This window comes from Gilliamella sp. B14448G11 (genome assembly GCF_016101765.1).
Lineage (GTDB): Bacteria > Pseudomonadota > Gammaproteobacteria > Enterobacterales > Orbaceae > Gilliamella > Gilliamella apicola_N.
Genome location: NZ_JACFPX010000024.1, coordinates 1 through 16,832, shown reverse-complemented (window position 1 = coordinate 16,832; position 16,832 = coordinate 1). Strand labels below are relative to the sequence as shown.

The window sequence follows — 16,832 nt, the reverse complement described above, 5'->3', positions numbered from 1 at the left end:
TTTTATACTGAAACGTATAGTTAACCTGAAACTTTTTAACAAAATAAACAATTTTTATAAATATTTTATTGATTATTTGGTCAATTACAGCCAGAATTACACGGCAGCATGTGCTGTGATCATTAGAGGTAATCACCTGACATATGGAATGGATCATGGATCCTACAATCTGGATTGGTTTATCCACTCTGGTTGTACTTGAAATCGTCCTTGGTATTGATAATATTGTTTTTATAGCCATTCTTGCCGAGAAACTTCCACCTCACCAACGAGATAAAGCCCGTATAACCGGACTTGCATTTGCATTAATTACCCGTGTTTTATTATTAATGATAACTGGTTGGTTAGTTACGCTTAATACACCACTATTTTCAAAATTTGGTATTACGTTCAATGCGCGCCAATTAATTATGTTTATTGGAGGACTATTTTTGCTTTTCAAAGCAACGATGGAGCTCAATGAACGCCTTGAAGGCTCTGCCCATGAAGAGGGAAAACCGAAAAAAACCTCACATTTTTGGACAGTGGTGGCTCAAATCGTGGTACTTGATGCAGTATTTTCTTTAGACTCAGTAATTACCGCTGTGGGTATGGTTGAACATATTCCAGTGATGATTATTGCTGTTTGTATTGCCATTGCCATTATGATGGTTGCCAGTGGACCTTTAGCTCATTTTGTTAACTCACATCCAACTATTGTCATTTTATGTTTAAGCTTCTTACTGATGATTGGCTTTAGTTTAGTTGCAGAAGGATTTGGGTTTATTATTCCTAAAGGTTATTTATATGCAGCGATTGGCTTCTCAATTATGATTGAATTTTTCAATCAATTGGCTATTTTCAATCGTCGTAAAATATTAAATAAAAAACCATTACGTGAACGTACCGCCGAAGCTGTTTTGCATTTACTTAAAGGTGATGCTGAAGAAGATCCTGAAACTCACACGATTGATGTGGTATCAGATACAAATAAAAAAGTCTCTGTATTTAATCACCAAGAATTAAGCATGGTCGAACGGGTACTTGGGCTTGCCCAGCGTTCAGTCAGTAGTGTTATGACATCACGATTAAATGTTGATATGGTTAATATTAATGATGATCGTCAAGTCATACTAAAAGAAATTCTTGATAATCCTCATTCACGTTTAGTTGTCACGGATAATGCCTCAATTGATGAACCGCTAGGTATCATTCAAGTCAACGATCTTTTAAAAGATATGATCCAAAGCAAAAAATCGATTGATATTAATTCATTGATTAAACAGCCTCTTATCTTCCCAGAGACGGTATCTTTATTGGTTGCACTCGAGCAATTTAAAAAGGCTAAAACCCACTTTGCTTTTGTCGTTGATGAATTTGGCTCAATGCAAGGCGTTGTCTCGGTAACAGACATTATTGAAACCATTGCGGGGGATTTTCCAACAGAAGAAGAGGAAATTGATGCTAAACATGATATTCAATGTATAGATGATAATAGTTGGATTGCTAATGGCTATATTCCTGTTGAAGAATTAATTCGTTTTGTCCCTATACCCATTGATGATAAACGTGAATATCATACTCTGGCAGGATTGCTAATGGAAAAAGCTCAACATTTGCTTAATATCGGTGAGACGATACAAATTGGTGATTATCTATTCGAAATTGCCGAGATAGAAAGCCACCGTATTCTTAAAGTCAAAATTACTTTGAACAAACTTGATGCTGTATCTGAGTAGTACTGTGCCGAGTGCACTGCACAAACTAGAATAACGCTTGACCTAAATAAATAACAAGCAATAATTATGCAGTAAAATTTCTTTTTTAAAAGATGTGGAGTAACAGCCCTCATCTTTTTTATTTTTTACTTTTGGTAAAAAATAAATAGCAAAACGTTAAATACGTTCATTCTTGACAACCAAAATTGGGCTTTAATTTATGAATTCAATATTTGAAAAAATATTTCAATTGAAAGAAAAAAAAACAACTGTCGGTACTGAAATTATCGCTGGTTGTACCACCTTTCTTACAATGGTCTATATAATCTTCGTCAATCCTTCCATTTTATCTGCAACGGGTATGGATACTTCAGCTGTATTTGTGTTAACTTGCGTTGTTACAGCCTTTGCCACTATTTTAATGGGTTTATTTGCCAATTTACCCATTGCTTTAGCCCCAGCAATGGGACTTAACGTCTTTTTTGCTTATGGAATATGTGGTGCAATGGGTTACTCATGGCAAATAGGTATGGGAGCGATATTTTGGGGATCGCTCGTATTTTTTTTATTATCATTATTGAAAGTTCGCCATTGGTTAATTGAACACATTCCACAATGTTTACGCGTCGGTATTAGTGCCGGGATTGGCTTATTTATTGCTTTTATGGGCTTTCAAAATATGGGTATTGTCGTTTCTTCGCCGGCAACACTATTAACCATGGGGAATATTTTATCGCTAAAAGTATTACTCGGTTCACTGGGCTTTTTTATTATTATAATTTTAGCTGCGCGTAACTTTCATGCAGCAGTGCTTGTTTCGATTTTTGTTGTAACGCTGCTTGCGCTTTGGTTAGATCCCGATATTAATTATCAAGGTATTGCATCTATCCCACCAAGTGTAACTCCTGTTGTCGGTCACGTTGACCTTGCCGGTTCATTCAACATCGGTATTATGGGTGTAATCTTCTCAGTTATGATTGTCAGCTTATTTGATTCATCTGGAACAATTCTGGCATTAACCGATAAAGCGGGTATTTGTGATGAAAAAGGTCGCTTTCCAAAAATGCGTCAAGCGTTATTAATTGATAGTTTTAGCTCATCTCTTGGTGGCTTATTTGGTACATCATCTGTATTAACCTATATTGAAAGCTCTGCAGGTATCTCTGTTGGTGGTCGTACAGGCTTAACGGCTGTGGTTGTTGGATTATTATTTTTAATGATGACCTTTTTATCACCATTAGCTCACCTTGTACCAAAGTATGCTACCTCTGGTGCGCTTATTTTTGTTGGAATTTTAATGGTTTCAAGCTTAGTTAAAGTCAATTGGTCAGATTTAACTGATGCAACACCAGCATTTATCACCGCATTAATGATGCCATTTGCTTTCGCGATTACAGAAGGGGTTGCGCTTGGTTTTATCTCTTATGTCGTATTAAAAACCTGTACAGGTAAATTTAAAGAACTCAACCTTTGCGTTATTACTTTTGCTCTATTATTTGCTTTAAAATTTATCTTTATTGATCATCACTAATTCAATTTTATTTCTACCGTTTTATAACGGTAGAAATAAACCTATCAGTCAGCCCTCTCCAAGCTTGCTACACACAAAATTTATTAACGTGTTTTTCATGATTTAATCTAAATTTATCATTTAAATTAAATTGGAAACGGCAAATTATCAATAACTCACCTATTCAATAAACACTCTTTTAGCTAATTTGATCTGCATCACAAAAACTAAAAAACATAAAAATAGTACAAAATTTAGTAATTGTTGTTGTGCTTAATATTCATGCATATTGATTAAACAGTTTCAGATCTAATTGAAACCTAATTTGATAAACAAGCAGGTATGAATATGAGTACACATTATAATTCTCTATATGTTTTCCGAATTACCTTAGTTGCAACTTTAGGAGGTCTATTATTTGGTTATGATACAGCCGTTATCTCTGGAACAGTTGAATCCATATTTAAAGTTTTTGTTGAACCACAACATTTAAGTGAGACTGCTGCAAATTCCTTATTAGGTTTCTGTGTAGCAAGTGCTTTAATTGGTTGTATTATTGGCGGTTTAATGGGAGGTTATTTAAGTAATCGTTTTGGACGTCGAAATTCATTACTAATTGCCGCATTTTTATTCTTTATTGCTGCAATTGGATCCGCTTGGCCTGAACTAGGATTTCGTACAATAGAATCTCAACAAATACCTTATTATTTAGCTCAATATGTCCCTCACTTTGTGTTTTATCGCATCATCGGTGGTATCGGTGTTGGCTTAGCTTCTATGTTATCACCTATGTACATAGCTGAAGTGGCACCAGCAGAAATCCGGGGTAAGCTAGTATCGTTTAACCAATTTGCTATTATTTTTGGACAACTTTTAGTTTATTGTGTTAACTACGGTATAGCAAGTTCAGGCGATCAAGTTTGGTTAAATATAGTTGGTTGGAGATATATGTTTTTATCTTTAGCCATTCCAGCATTACTATTTTTTGGATTATTATTCACAGTCCCGGAAAGCCCTCGTTGGTTAACCGCACAAAATAAAACAAACAAAGCTCAACACATTCTTTCTAACATTTTAGGAAATCAAAAAGCCGATCAAGCATTAAAAAGCATTATCGATTCCCTATCATCCAACTGTGATAAAAAAAGTAGCTCATTATTAAAATATGGTATAGGGGTTATTATCATTGGAATTTTATTATCTGCATTTCAACAATTAATGGGAATTAATGTTGTTCTTTATTATGCACCAGAAGTGTTTAAAACATTAGGTGCTAGTACTGATTCAGCATTATTACAAACCATTGTAGTTGGTATTATCAATCTATCTTTTACTACCATTGCTATTTTTACCGTTGATAAATTTGGTCGAAAACCATTACAAATAATTGGTGCCATTGGCATGGCAATAGGCATGATCACATTAGGCACAACATTTTATTTACAGATATCAGCCAGTATTGCTCTTGCTGCAATGTTGTTTTATATCGCTTCTTTTGCTATCTCCTGGGGGCCTGTATGCTGGGTATTATTATCAGAAATATTCCCCAACTCTATCCGAAGTAAAGCTTTATCCATTGCTGTTGCAGCACAGTGGATCACAAATTACCTAGTATCTTGGACTTTTCCAATCATGGATAAAAATACCTATCTTATATCTCATTTTAATAACGGTTTTGCCTATTGGCTATACGGTGCAATTAGCATAATGGCAGCTATTTTTATCTGGAAATGGCTTCCTGAAACAAAAGGAAAATCTTTAGAAGAACTTGAAAAGTTCTGGAATAAATAAATCAAAATCTAATTTAAAAACAATATTAAGGAGAACATTATGAAACATTACTATGACAAAATAGAACGCATTAATTACGAAGGAGCACAAACTGATAATCCTTTCGCCTTTCGGCATTATAATCCAAGCCAAATCATTTTAGGTAAAACCATGGCTGAACATTTACGCTTTTCAATCTGTTACTGGCATACTTTTTGTTGGGCTGGAACGGATATGTTTGGTTCAGGATCGTTTAACTATCCATGGCAATCTAATGCAGATCCATTAAGTAACGCAAAAGCTAAAGCGGATGTTGCCTTTGAGTTTTTTTATAAAATGAACGTACCTTTTTATGCATTTCATGATGTGGATGTTGCACCTGAAGGCAATTCGATTCAAGAATATATCAATAATTTATCAATAATGACCGATATCTTACTAGAAAAACAACAACAAACAGGCGTTAACTTACTCTGGGGTACAGCTAATTGTTTCACCAATCCGAAATATGCAGCTGGTGCAGCGACAAATCCAGATCCGGAAGTCTTTGCTTGTGCAGCAACACAAGTTGTACATGCCATGAATGCAACTCATAAACTAGGTGGACAAAATTATGTACTATGGGGGGGACGAGAAGGATACGAAACATTGTTAAATACTGATTTACGTAAAGAGCGAGAACAAGTCGGTAAATTTATGCAACTAGTCGTTGAAAACAAACATAAAATTGGTTTTAACGGCACGCTACTTATTGAACCTAAACCACAAGAACCGACTAAGCACCAATATGATTATGATGTCGCAACCATTTATGGATTTTTAAAACAATTTGGCTTAGAAAAAGAGATTAAAGTAAACATCGAAGCCAATCATGCGACACTTGCCGGCCATTCATTCCAGCATGAAGTAGCCTCTGCCTTTGCTTTAGATATATTTGGATCACTTGATGCTAACCGTGGCGATCCACAACTAGGCTGGGATACCGATCAATTTCCAAACAGTGTGGAAGAAAATACCCTTGTCATGTATGAAATTCTTAAAAATGGCGGATTTACAACGGGAGGATTGAATTTTGACGCAAAAATACGCCGTCAAAGTGTTGATAAATATGATGCATTTTATGGACATATTGGCGCAATGGATACCATGGCATTGTCATTGAAATGTGCAGCAAGAATGATTGAGGATAATGCACTGAATCAAAAAGTTACTGACCGTTATGCAGGTTGGAGTAACAACTTAGGTAAAGAGATATTACAAGGCAATATGACGCTACAAGATATTGCTCAATATAGTCTTTCCCACAATTTACAACCAAAACCATACAGTGGAGAACAAGAGAAATTAGAAAATCTCGTTAATAAGTTTATTTTTGGCTAGCAATATTGTTGAATATAATAAAGTCAGAGCTACTATATAGTTACCATTATTCGGTAATAACGATAGCTCTGATGGCAACACAATGGAGAAAACTATGTACATTGGTATTGATTTAGGTACTTCAGGGATCAAAGTAATTTTGATGGATGAACAACAACACATCGTTGCCACTATTACAAAACCACTAACTGTATCACGCCCTCATCCATTATGGTCTGAACAAGATCCTTTACAATGGTGGCATGCAACCGATATGGCTATGCGTGAACTTAGTCAGCAACATAATTTAAAAACTGTAAAAGCCATTGGTCTAAGTGGGCAAATGCATGGTGCTGTACTTTTAGATCAACAAGCACAAATATTAAGACCAGCAATACTTTGGAATGACGGACGTTGTGATGCCGAGTGTCATCAATTAGAACAACAAGTACCGGCGTCAAGACAAATCACAGGAAACTTGATGATGGCGGGCTTCACTGCACCCAAAATCAAATGGGTACAAAATCATGAACCAGAAATATTCGCCAAGATTGACAAAGTACTATTACCCAAAGACTATTTACGTTTTAAAATCACCAATCAATTTGCATCCGATATGGCTGATGCTGCCGGTACAATGTGGTTAGATGTTGAAAAGCGCGATTGGAGTGATTTACTATTAGATGCTTGCGGTTTAACTCGAAAACATATGCCAACTCTGTTTGAGGGCACTCAAGTCACTGGTTATGTTACAGATGAAATTGCCAATGATTGGGGAATTAACACCATTGCGGTGATAGCTGGTGGCGGAGATAATTCAGCTGGCGCAGTGGGGGTCGGTTTGTATCAATCTGGTCAAGCCATGTTATCACTTGGAACCTCAGGTGTTTATTTTGCCGTTACGGATCGTTTTATCAGCAAGCCAGAACAAGCAATCCATAGTTTCTGCCATGCGCTACCTAATCGGTGGCATCTTATGTCGGTTATGTTGAGTTGCGCTTCATGCCTTGATTGGGCCTGTCAATTATTAGAAATTAAAGATGTGGCGACATTATTATCTTCAATTGAAGAACAACAAGCTAATGATAAACCACCAGTGTATTTTTTACCTTATCTATCAGGAGAAAGAACGCCACATAATAATCCTGAAGCAAAAGGCGTATTTTTTGGCCTAACTTATCAACATAACAAGATAGATCTAGCAAAAGCAGTATTATTGGGCGTCAGCTATGCGCTTGCCGATGGTATTGATGTTGTTCATCAAACGGGTATTTCACCCGATAAAATTTTGATTATTGGTGGCGGGGCACGTAGTGGCTATTGGCGACAATTAATCAGTGATATTTCAGGCTACCCTATTGAATATTGTGAGGGAAGCGAAGTTGGCCCCGCTTTAGGTGCAGCGAAACTGGCACAAATTGCATGTAATCCAAATACTCAGTTAGAGGCTTTATTACCGCCATTACCGATGATTCAAACCCATCAACCTGACATGAAAAAATATGCACAATTCCAACAACAGCGTTCAATTTTTAGAAAAATCTATCAACAATTAAAACCACTCATGTCTTGATATTAGAATTGCAGAAAATCACATGATTTTCTGCTGTTAACCAAACATCTTCACTAGTTAAATGATATTCAGTCAAGCGTTATTACCGCTATAATCTATAATTCAAACCTATAACCTTACATGAAAAAACATGCACAATTCCAACAACAGCGTTCAATTTTTAGAAAAATTTATCAACAGCTAAAACCATTAATGTCTTAATATTTAATCAGCAGAAGTTCATATTTATATGATTTTCTGCTGTTAACCAAACATCTTCACCAGTTAAATGATATTCAGTCAAGCGTTATTACCGCTATAACCTATAATTCAAACCTATAACCTTACATGAAAAAACATGCACAATTCCAACAACAGCGTTCAATTTTTAGAAAAATTTATCAACAGTTAAAACCATTAATGTCTTAATATTTAATCAGCAGAAGTTCATATTTATATGATTTTCTGCTGTTAACCAAACATCTTCACCAGTTAAATGATATTCAGTCAAACGTTATTACCACTATTACCAATAATTCAACCCCATCAACCCGACATGAAAAAACATGCATAATTCTAACTACAGCGTTCAATTTTTAGAAAAATCTATCAACAATTAAAACCATTAATGTCTTAATATTTAACCAGCAGAAGTTCATATTTATATGATTTTCTGCCGTTAACCAAACATCTTCACTAGTTAAATGATATTTAGTCAAACGTTATTACCACTATTACCAATAATTCAAACCCATCAACCCGGCATGAAAAAAACATGCAGAATTCTAAATACAGCGTTCAATTTTTAGAAAAATTGACAAAATATTTAATAAGTTAAAATTAACTCACCACCTATTTATGTTCATAACGCTAGGAATGTGATCAATCTCTCATTAACAAAATATCGTAATCTGAAAACCAAATTTGATAATAAAAAAGTTTTAACAGATAAATTATAGTTCAATCAGAAACATAAAGATTTTCTCTTATCAATAACATAATGCAAGGAGTTTTAAAAAATGCCTAAAATAAAAAATCCTATTATACCTGGCATGTCACCTGATCCATCAATTATACGGGTCAATGATACTTACTATATTGCTACATCAACTTTCCATTGGCACCCTTCAATACAAATTTTTCAATCTAATGATTTATCAAATTGGAAACTAGTTGATTATATTTTTAAAAATGGTGAAATCAAACTTTCTGGAACCAATACGCCTGCGGGTATTTGGGCTCCTCATTTATCTTATGATCCGAGCAATAAAAAATATTGGTTAATTTATTCTCATATGGTTAGCATGGCTGGAAGAGAATTTAATGCTGATGCTTATGCAGTTCATGCAGATAACATAAAAGGGCCTTGGTCAGATCCTATTTATTTTACTTCCATTGGTTTTGACCCTGCATTATTTCACGATGATGATGGCAAACATTATTTAACGATCTTAGAATGGGAAACTCGCCAAGGTTATCAAGCACCTGGGAATATAGTAATAGCAGAAGTAGATTTAAATACAGGTAAAATCATTAGCCCATGGACAAGAGTGACCAATGGATTTACTACTCGAGGATGTTCTGAAGCTCCACAAATTTATAAAAAATTCGACTATTATTATCTAATAATTGCTGCCGGAGGAACTGGTTATGCTCATGGCATTGAAATAGGTCGCTCTAAAAATATTTATGGGCCTTATGAACCACATCCGTCAAAAGAACCAATAGTCACGTCATCACCCAATCATTTATTTTCATTAGGTGACCCCGATGCGGGGCATTTTGAAATGTACAATCCAAATTCAATAATGCAAAAAGCCGGTCATGGTTCATTATTTGAGGCACAAGATGGTGAGTGGTACATTGCTCACTTAATGTCTAGACCGCTTAAGGGGACATTGTTAAATCCTTTAGGTCGAGAAACGTCCATACAAAAGATGAGATGGACCAATGATGGCTGGTTAGAAATGGCCGACGGAACAAATTTAGCTAAAATGGAGTTTGATTATTCATTACCTATTGGTAGCGAAGTCAGCCATGATGTTATTGATGATTTTGATAAAGAGTATCAATTAGAATTTATGACACCATATAGAGCGCAAACACCTAATTGGGTAAATACCCATGAACGACCGGGACATTTGCGAATATATGGACAAAATTCACTATTCTCCCAATTTAACCCATCAATTATGGCAACAAGAGCAACATCTTTTAATTATGATATTCAAACTAAAGTAGAGTTTCATCCTGAGCATTATTCACAAACGGCTGGAGTTGGAGTGTATTATGATTCTAATAATTGGATCTACTTACATTTAACTCACAGTGAACAACTAAACGCTACCATCCTTACTATTTTACAAGCAAAACTTGGGACTCGAATTGAATTTGTTAATCATAGAATAGTAATACCTAATGAACAAGTTGAACTCAAATTATCATATCGAGATGGATTTGTTTCACTCTTTTATCGAATTGAGAAAGAGGAGTGGAATAATATCATTAATCAGATAGATGCTACTTATTTGTCTGATGAAGGAGTAAATGGAGAACCTGGAGAAATAGGCGGTTTTACAGGATTATTTAATTTTATCGCCTCAGTTGATACCTACCAACATCAATCCTACGCCGATTTTGATTATTACTACGTGAAAAATAATCAATAATATTAAGGAAGACATCATGAAAATAACAATTCCATTAACTCGACTAGTTCCTGGACTTATTATTGGACCTGCCACTTGGTTAGGTCCCTACATTGCAGCAGCAAGTCTATTTTTACCCGCTTTAATTCAACAACTTGATGAAACAAATAAAATTACATTATTAGCGCTATTTTCAAGTTGTGGTATGGTTGCTGCAACAATATCAAACATGTTGGCAGGTTACGTATCTGATAGGACTTATTCTAGATTTGGCAGTCGCACACCATGGATTATAATTGGAGCAATTGGGTTTATGTTATCAATGATATTAACATCAACCGCCAACAGTATACCCTTTTTATTATTTTGTTGGATATTAGCGCAAACTGCCTTAAATTTTGTTGTGGCGCCAATGGTTGCTTGGCTTGATTTTGCGGCAGAGGATAAAAAAGGAACCGCATCAGGTGCTTATGGTGGCCTGGGTATGGCACTGGGTAATAATGGATTTACAATTATTGCTGCAATGTTCTTAGGTAGTTTCCGATTAGGTTTCATTGTATTTGGGATAATCACTTTTATCGGTACATTAATATCAGTCTTTATTGTTCGTGAACCTTCTAATTTGGACAAAGAAAACCAAAATCAGGTAAAACAAGATGATAATAAACAAAAAAGCTCGTTAGCTATATTTCCGAGATGGTCAATTGGTCGTGATTACTACCTAGCATTAATAGGTAAACTTTTTCAAGGAATTGGCAATTTTACAATCACCGGTTATTTGCTATTTATTATGACTGACTTTATGCATACTGACTCATCTGAAACTCAAAACTCAATTCAGTTAATTAATTTGGTTATGCTTATATTTGGCATTTTGATGGGATTCATTGCTGGACCAATCTCCGATAAATTGAAAATTCTCAAAATTCCAGTTGGGTTATCAACAATATTTTTAGGTATTGGCGCGTTAAGTTTAGTTATTGCTCCTAATCATATTGGTATTTTGATTTATGCATTCGCAGCTGGAATTGGTATGGGTGTTTGGAACTCTTTAGATAATTTATTAAATTTAGAAGTTATTCCCGACAAAAATAGGGTTGCATTCTTTCTAGGCGTTTATAATTTAGGTAATACAGCAACTCAAGCTTTAGCACCAATAATTGCAGCTTGTGTAATATCACTATTCGGTTTTGGAGCAATATTTATTACGTCCTTTGTTTTTGCTATGTTGGGAGGAATATCAATACTTTCAATCCGTTCAGTAAAAAGATAAACATCTAGAAGTTAGGAAAATGTGAATAAATATTCTGTTTTCCTTTCATTTTATAAAAAATGATCTTAATAAGATGACGCCTATAGATGATTAATGGTTGCAAATTTACTTCTAAAATCTTTAGGAGTCATTGCATAAAACTTTTTAAATAAAAAATAAAAATATTGTACTGATGGATATCCACATTGCTGAGAAATAGCCTGAATAGACAATGATGATTCAATTAATAGATATTTAGCTCGATTAAACTTTTCTTCATGAATCACTGAATGAATGGTTTTACCTAATGACTCTTTAAAACGTATTTCTAAATTAGACCGAGAAATTTGCATATCAGAAATAACTTGCTCAACTTTAATGCCTTTACAGGCATATTTTCGAATATAGTGCATTGCTTGAATAACATACGGATCTTGTATTGAACGATAATCTGTTGAACGCCTCGCAATAATTTTTTTGGGTTCAATCAATAAAGGAGAGGTGGAAACTTTCCCTTTAGTTAAGCGTTTATGCAATAGACTCGCTGCGTTAAAGCCCATCTCTTCTGTGCCTTGTTTTACGGTCGATAAAGAAACCATTGATAAATTATTTATCACTTCTTCATTATCAATACCAATCAAACATAGTTCTTCTGGTATTTTTAAGCCGACTATATCACAAGCTTGTAAAATATGATGCGCTCTAGCATCATTTACCGCGATAATACCGGTATTAACAGGTAATGATAATAACCATTTGGACAATTTATCCAAACTTTCTTGCCAATTATCTAAAGAAGTTATCATTCCTTGATAGATAACGCCTTGATAACCTTTCTGGGTTAAAATTTTTTCAAAGATTTTTTCCCTTACGCCTGCCCAACGACAATATCGAGTTGGTGGTATACTATAAAAAGCAAATTGATGTATTCCTTTATCGCATAAGTGATTAAAAGCACTTTCCATGATGGCATAATTATCAGCCGCCACATAAGGAACTTTAGGATAACTAAAATCATCATGATACGAGCTACCCACACCAATTATCGGAATATCAACCTTGGTAAGCAAATCTTCAATATCAGGATCATCAAAATTAGCAATAATGCCATCACAATCTAAATGGAAAGAAGCTTTTTTATCGTAACGCAGAGTTTCTGATATATAAATATTCCAGTGAATATTATTTAATTTCAAAAAATCGCCAATACCTTTAAGAATTTGTCGATCGTAGATATTATTTGCATTAAATAATAAAACAACTTTGTAAGATTCATTCTTTATATTCATCATTGTTACAGGTTAAATATGTTCACAATCAATATATTATTACTGTTTTTTAATGTATAAAAATTTGAGTAAAATCACATAATATTAACTGACATAAAATGAAATCGATCAATTTTATAAAAAATACTCACTCTAATTAGCTTTTTGGCGATCTTCTTAATCACTAAACATGAGTGATATCAAAATAAGCATAAATTACATTAAATAATTTAAACAACAAAAAGAGTAACAAAATAAAATTAAAACATTTTTATTATTTTTACCTAATACTAATAAAATTTAATTGAAACAGGCAAAGAACTTGTGGTAATACTTGACATTATGGCTGTTGGGGTCTAGAATCTTGCGACCCAAAACTTATATACATAATTTTTGGTCTACAGTTATTAATTACGTATCTAAAAAGCAATTTTAAATTTATTTTAATTAATCAGGAGCTTATTAATGGCAACAATTAATCAGCTGGTACGCAAACCGAGAGCACTAAAGGAAGTAAAAAGTAACGTTCCTGCTCTTGAAGCATGCCCGCAAAAACGCGGTGTTTGTACACGTGTTTACACTACTACACCGAAAAAACCAAACTCAGCATTACGTAAAGTATGCCGTGTACGTTTAACCAACGGTTTTGAAGTAACTTCATATATCGGTGGTGAAGGTCACAACTTACAAGAACATAGCGTGATTTTAATCCGCGGTGGTCGTGTTAAAGACTTACCTGGTGTTCGTTATCATACTGTTCGCGGTGCATTAGACTGCGCAGGTGTTAAAGATCGCAAACAAAGCCGTTCTAAATACGGTGTGAAACGACCTAAAGCTTAATGGAACTCCGTTAAGTAAGGCCAAACTAAATAATTCCATTTAACTCACTTGAGTTTTGGGTAAACCTGAAAAATTTATAACATATAAACGGAGTATTCCAATGCCACGTCGTCATGTTGCTGGTCAAAGAAAAATTTTACCTGATCCGAAATTCGGTTCAGATTTGCTGGCGAAATTTGTAAATATTTTAATGATAGATGGAAAAAAATCTATCGCAGAATCAATCGTATATTCAGCTCTTGATAAATTAGCTGAGCGTAGTGGAAAAGACCACTTAGCAGCTTTCGAAGTTGCATTAGATAACGTAAGACCAACTCTAGAAGTTAAGTCTCGTCGCGTTGGTGGTTCTACATACCAAGTTCCTGTTGAAGTGCGCCCTGTTCGTCGTAATGCACTTGCAATGCGTTGGATTGTAGATGCAGCACGTAAACGTGGCGATAAATCAATGGCTTTACGCCTAGCGAATGAACTTATGGATGCTTTTGAAAACAAAGGTACCGCTGTGAAAAAACGCGAAGATGTTCATCGTATGGCTGAAGCTAATAAAGCGTTTGCACACTATCGTTGGTAATTTTAGCCATTCAATTAAATGGCTGAGGATTCGGCTGGTAGTAAATATCGACTGTCAGCCAACCTAAATGATATTTTATTAAGCAAACGATTCTAAGTAGAGGATTAATATGGCTCGTACAACCCCTATAGTACGCTACCGCAATATTGGTATTAGTGCACATATTGACGCAGGTAAAACAACAACAACTGAACGTATTTTGTTTTACACTGGTGTAAGTCACAAAATTGGTGAGGTTCATGATGGCGCAGCTACCATGGACTGGATGGAACAAGAACAAGAACGTGGTATTACTATCACTTCTGCTGCAACAACTGCATTCTGGTCTGGTATGGGTCAACAATTTGAACCACACCGTATCAACATTATCGACACCCCGGGACACGTTGACTTCACAATCGAAGTAGAACGTTCTATGCGTGTTCTTGATGGTGCAGTAATGGTTTACTGTGCGGTTGGTGGTGTTCAACCTCAATCAGAAACAGTATGGCGTCAAGCAAACAAATATAAAGTTCCACGTATCGCTTTCGTAAACAAAATGGACCGTATGGGTGCTAACTTCTTACGTGTTGTTGATCAAATCAAAACTCGTTTAGCAGCAGTACCAGTTCCTTTAGTTTTACCTATCGGTGCAGAAGAAGGCTTTACTGGTGTAGTTGATTTACTTAAACGTAAAGCAATTAACTGGAATGATGCTGATCAAGGCGTAACATTCACTTATGAAGATGTACCTGCTGACATGGTTGAGCAAGTCGAAGAATGGCGTGCTTACTTAATGGAAGCTGCGGCTGAAGCAAGTGAAGAGTTAATGGAAAAATACCTTGGTGGTGAAGAGTTAACTGAAGAAGAAGTTAAAGCTGCATTACGTGAACGCGTACTTGCTAATGAAATCATCTTAGTAACTTGTGGTAGTGCCTTTAAAAATAAAGGTGTTCAATTCATGCTTGATGCAGTTATTGAATATCTACCTGCACCAACTGATGTACCTGCAATTAAAGGTGAATTAGCAAATGGTGAAGCAGCTGAACGTCATTCAAGTGATGATGAACCATTCTCATCATTAGCATTCAAAATTGCAACTGACCCATTTGTTGGTAACTTAACATTCTTCCGTGTTTACTCTGGTGTTGTAAACTCAGGTGATACTGTTCTTAACTCTGTTAAAGATAAAAAAGAACGTTTTGGTCGTATCGTTCAGATGCACGCTAACAAACGTGAAGAAATTAAAGAAGTTCGCGCGGGTGACATTGCTGCAGCAATCGGTCTAAAAGATGTGACTACTGGTGATACTCTTTGTGCTGAAAGCGCACCAATCATTCTTGAAAGAATGGAATTCCCTGAACCAGTAATTTCAGTTGCAGTTGAACCAAAAACCAAAGCTGACCAAGAAAAAATGGGTCTTGCTTTAGGTCGACTAGCACAAGAAGACCCTTCATTCCGTGTTCACACAGATGAAGAATCAGGTCAAACAATCATTTCTGGTATGGGTGAGCTTCACTTAGAAATCATCGTTGACCGTATGAAACGTGAATTCAAAGTTGAAGCGAATGTCGGTAAACCACAAGTTGCTTACCGTGAAACCATTCGTAATGAAGTTGAACAAGAAGGTAAATTTGTTCGTCAATCTGGTGGTCGTGGTCAATATGGTCATGTATGGTTAAAAATCAAACCATTGGAAGCTGGCGGCGAAGGCTACAAATTCAACAATGAAATTGTTGGTGGTGTGGTTCCTAAAGAATACATCCCTGCAGTTGATAAAGGCTGTCAAGAACAAATGAAAAATGGTGTTCTTGCTGGTTACCCAATTGTTGATGTTGAAGTTACTATCTTTGATGGTTCTTACCATGATGTCGACTCATCAGAAATGGCGTTTAAAATTGCCGGTTCAATGGCATTTAAAGAAGGCTTCATGAAAGCTAAACCAGTGCTTTTAGAACCGATTATGAAAGTAGAAGTTGAAACTCCAGAAGATTATATGGGTGACGTAATTGGTGACTTAAACCGTCGTCGTGGTATGATCGAAGGAATGGAAGATACCGCTACTGGTAAAACAGTTAAAGCACAAGTTCCACTTTCAGAAATGTTTGGTTATGCAACAGATCTTCGTTCACAAACACAAGGTCGTGCTTCTTACTCTATGGAGTTCTTGAAGTACAATGAAGCGCCAACCAATATTGCTACAGCAATTATTGAAGCTCGTAAAGCGAAATAATTTTTATATAAATAAAGTAACACTTCCCTTTTATTTAGAAGGGGAGTGATTTAATAAAGGAACATTAAGATGTCTAAAGAAAAATTTGAACGTACAAAACCCCACGTTAACGTTGGTACAATCGGCCACGTTGACCATGGTAAAACAACTTTA

12 protein-coding genes are annotated in these 16,832 nt (G+C 35.4%); 11 read left to right on the top strand and 1 reads right to left on the bottom strand.

From position 1 onward, the window contains the following. Positions 1-143: 143 nt before the first annotated feature. The 7 genes from H3S88_RS12240 (at position 144) to H3S88_RS12210 (ending at position 11,809) form a co-directional block, all read left to right on the top strand. Complete coding sequence (locus H3S88_RS12240; RefSeq protein WP_039128411.1) at positions 144-1,718, top strand: TerC family protein; 1,575 nt, start codon at positions 144-146, stop codon at positions 1,716-1,718. Between the two features lie 199 nt (positions 1,719-1,917). Further along, complete coding sequence (locus H3S88_RS12235) at positions 1,918-3,228, top strand: NCS2 family permease (protein WP_039128408.1); 1,311 nt, start codon at positions 1,918-1,920, stop codon at positions 3,226-3,228. Between the two features lie 327 nt (positions 3,229-3,555). Continuing rightward, positions 3,556-4,998, top strand: a complete 1,443-nt coding sequence (gene xylE / locus H3S88_RS12230) for a D-xylose transporter XylE (RefSeq protein WP_086327547.1) — start codon at positions 3,556-3,558, stop codon at positions 4,996-4,998. Positions 4,999-5,037: 39 nt separating this feature from the next. Beyond that, on the top strand, positions 5,038-6,357 hold the full coding sequence (xylA, locus tag H3S88_RS12225) for a xylose isomerase (RefSeq protein ID WP_039128402.1): 1,320 nt from the start codon (positions 5,038-5,040) through the stop codon (positions 6,355-6,357). Between the two features lie 94 nt (positions 6,358-6,451). After that, positions 6,452-7,909: a xylulokinase gene (gene xylB / locus H3S88_RS12220; protein WP_144093357.1), complete on the top strand. Its 1,458-nt coding sequence runs from the start codon at positions 6,452-6,454 to the stop codon at positions 7,907-7,909. Between the two features lie 998 nt (positions 7,910-8,907). Beyond that, positions 8,908-10,557: a family 43 glycosylhydrolase gene (locus H3S88_RS12215; protein ID WP_198227163.1), complete on the top strand. Its 1,650-nt coding sequence runs from the start codon at positions 8,908-8,910 to the stop codon at positions 10,555-10,557. A gap of 16 nt (positions 10,558-10,573) precedes the next feature. Beyond that, entirely contained in the window at positions 10,574-11,809 is a 1,236-nt protein-coding gene (locus H3S88_RS12210; protein WP_198227165.1) for an MFS transporter, read from the top strand. Between the two features lie 80 nt (positions 11,810-11,889). Here the strand turns inward: H3S88_RS12210 and H3S88_RS12205 are convergent, their stop codons facing one another. Then, entirely contained in the window at positions 11,890-13,077 is a 1,188-nt protein-coding gene (locus H3S88_RS12205) for a DNA-binding transcriptional regulator (protein WP_232352462.1), read from the bottom strand. Positions 13,078-13,521: 444 nt separating this feature from the next. Here H3S88_RS12205 and rpsL point away from each other — a divergent pair, with 444 nt between their 5' ends. The 4 genes from rpsL to H3S88_RS12185 form a co-directional block, all read left to right on the top strand. After that, the gene (gene rpsL / locus H3S88_RS12200) at positions 13,522-13,896 is read left to right on the top strand and encodes a 30S ribosomal protein S12 (protein WP_025316630.1); all 375 of its coding nucleotides are present in this window, start codon (positions 13,522-13,524) and stop codon (positions 13,894-13,896) included. Between the two features lie 100 nt (positions 13,897-13,996). Beyond that, positions 13,997-14,467 carry a 30S ribosomal protein S7 gene (gene rpsG, locus H3S88_RS12195; protein WP_065737965.1) on the top strand — a complete coding sequence of 157 codons (471 nt, stop codon included), beginning with the start codon at positions 13,997-13,999 and terminating at the stop codon, positions 14,465-14,467. Between the two features lie 109 nt (positions 14,468-14,576). Then, entirely contained in the window at positions 14,577-16,679 is a 2,103-nt protein-coding gene (gene fusA / locus H3S88_RS12190; RefSeq protein WP_065737966.1) for an elongation factor G, read from the top strand. Positions 16,680-16,748: 69 nt separating this feature from the next. Beyond that, positions 16,749-16,832 (top strand): GTP-binding protein (locus H3S88_RS12185; protein WP_010312103.1); only part of this gene is annotated, 84 nt, incomplete at its 3' end.

What these genes read in the sequence shown, in the direction of transcription:
- xylE (WP_086327547.1), top strand. Translation starts at nt 3,556, where the DNA reads ATGAGTACACATTATAATTCTCTATATGTTTTCCGAATTACCTTAGTT.
- H3S88_RS12240 (WP_039128411.1), top strand. Translation starts at nt 144, where the DNA reads ATGGAATGGATCATGGATCCTACAATCTGGATTGGTTTATCCACTCTG.
- xylB (WP_144093357.1), top strand. Translation starts at nt 6,452, where the DNA reads ATGTACATTGGTATTGATTTAGGTACTTCAGGGATCAAAGTAATTTTG.
- rpsG (WP_065737965.1), top strand. Translation starts at nt 13,997, where the DNA reads ATGCCACGTCGTCATGTTGCTGGTCAAAGAAAAATTTTACCTGATCCG.
- H3S88_RS12210 (WP_198227165.1), top strand. Translation starts at nt 10,574, where the DNA reads ATGAAAATAACAATTCCATTAACTCGACTAGTTCCTGGACTTATTATT.
- H3S88_RS12235 (WP_039128408.1), top strand. Translation starts at nt 1,918, where the DNA reads ATGAATTCAATATTTGAAAAAATATTTCAATTGAAAGAAAAAAAAACA.
- H3S88_RS12205 (WP_232352462.1), bottom strand. Translation starts at nt 13,077, where the DNA reads ATGAATATAAAGAATGAATCTTACAAAGTTGTTTTATTATTTAATGCA.
- fusA (WP_065737966.1), top strand. Translation starts at nt 14,577, where the DNA reads ATGGCTCGTACAACCCCTATAGTACGCTACCGCAATATTGGTATTAGT.
- rpsL (WP_025316630.1), top strand. Translation starts at nt 13,522, where the DNA reads ATGGCAACAATTAATCAGCTGGTACGCAAACCGAGAGCACTAAAGGAA.
- H3S88_RS12215 (WP_198227163.1), top strand. Translation starts at nt 8,908, where the DNA reads ATGCCTAAAATAAAAAATCCTATTATACCTGGCATGTCACCTGATCCA.
- xylA (WP_039128402.1), top strand. Translation starts at nt 5,038, where the DNA reads ATGAAACATTACTATGACAAAATAGAACGCATTAATTACGAAGGAGCA.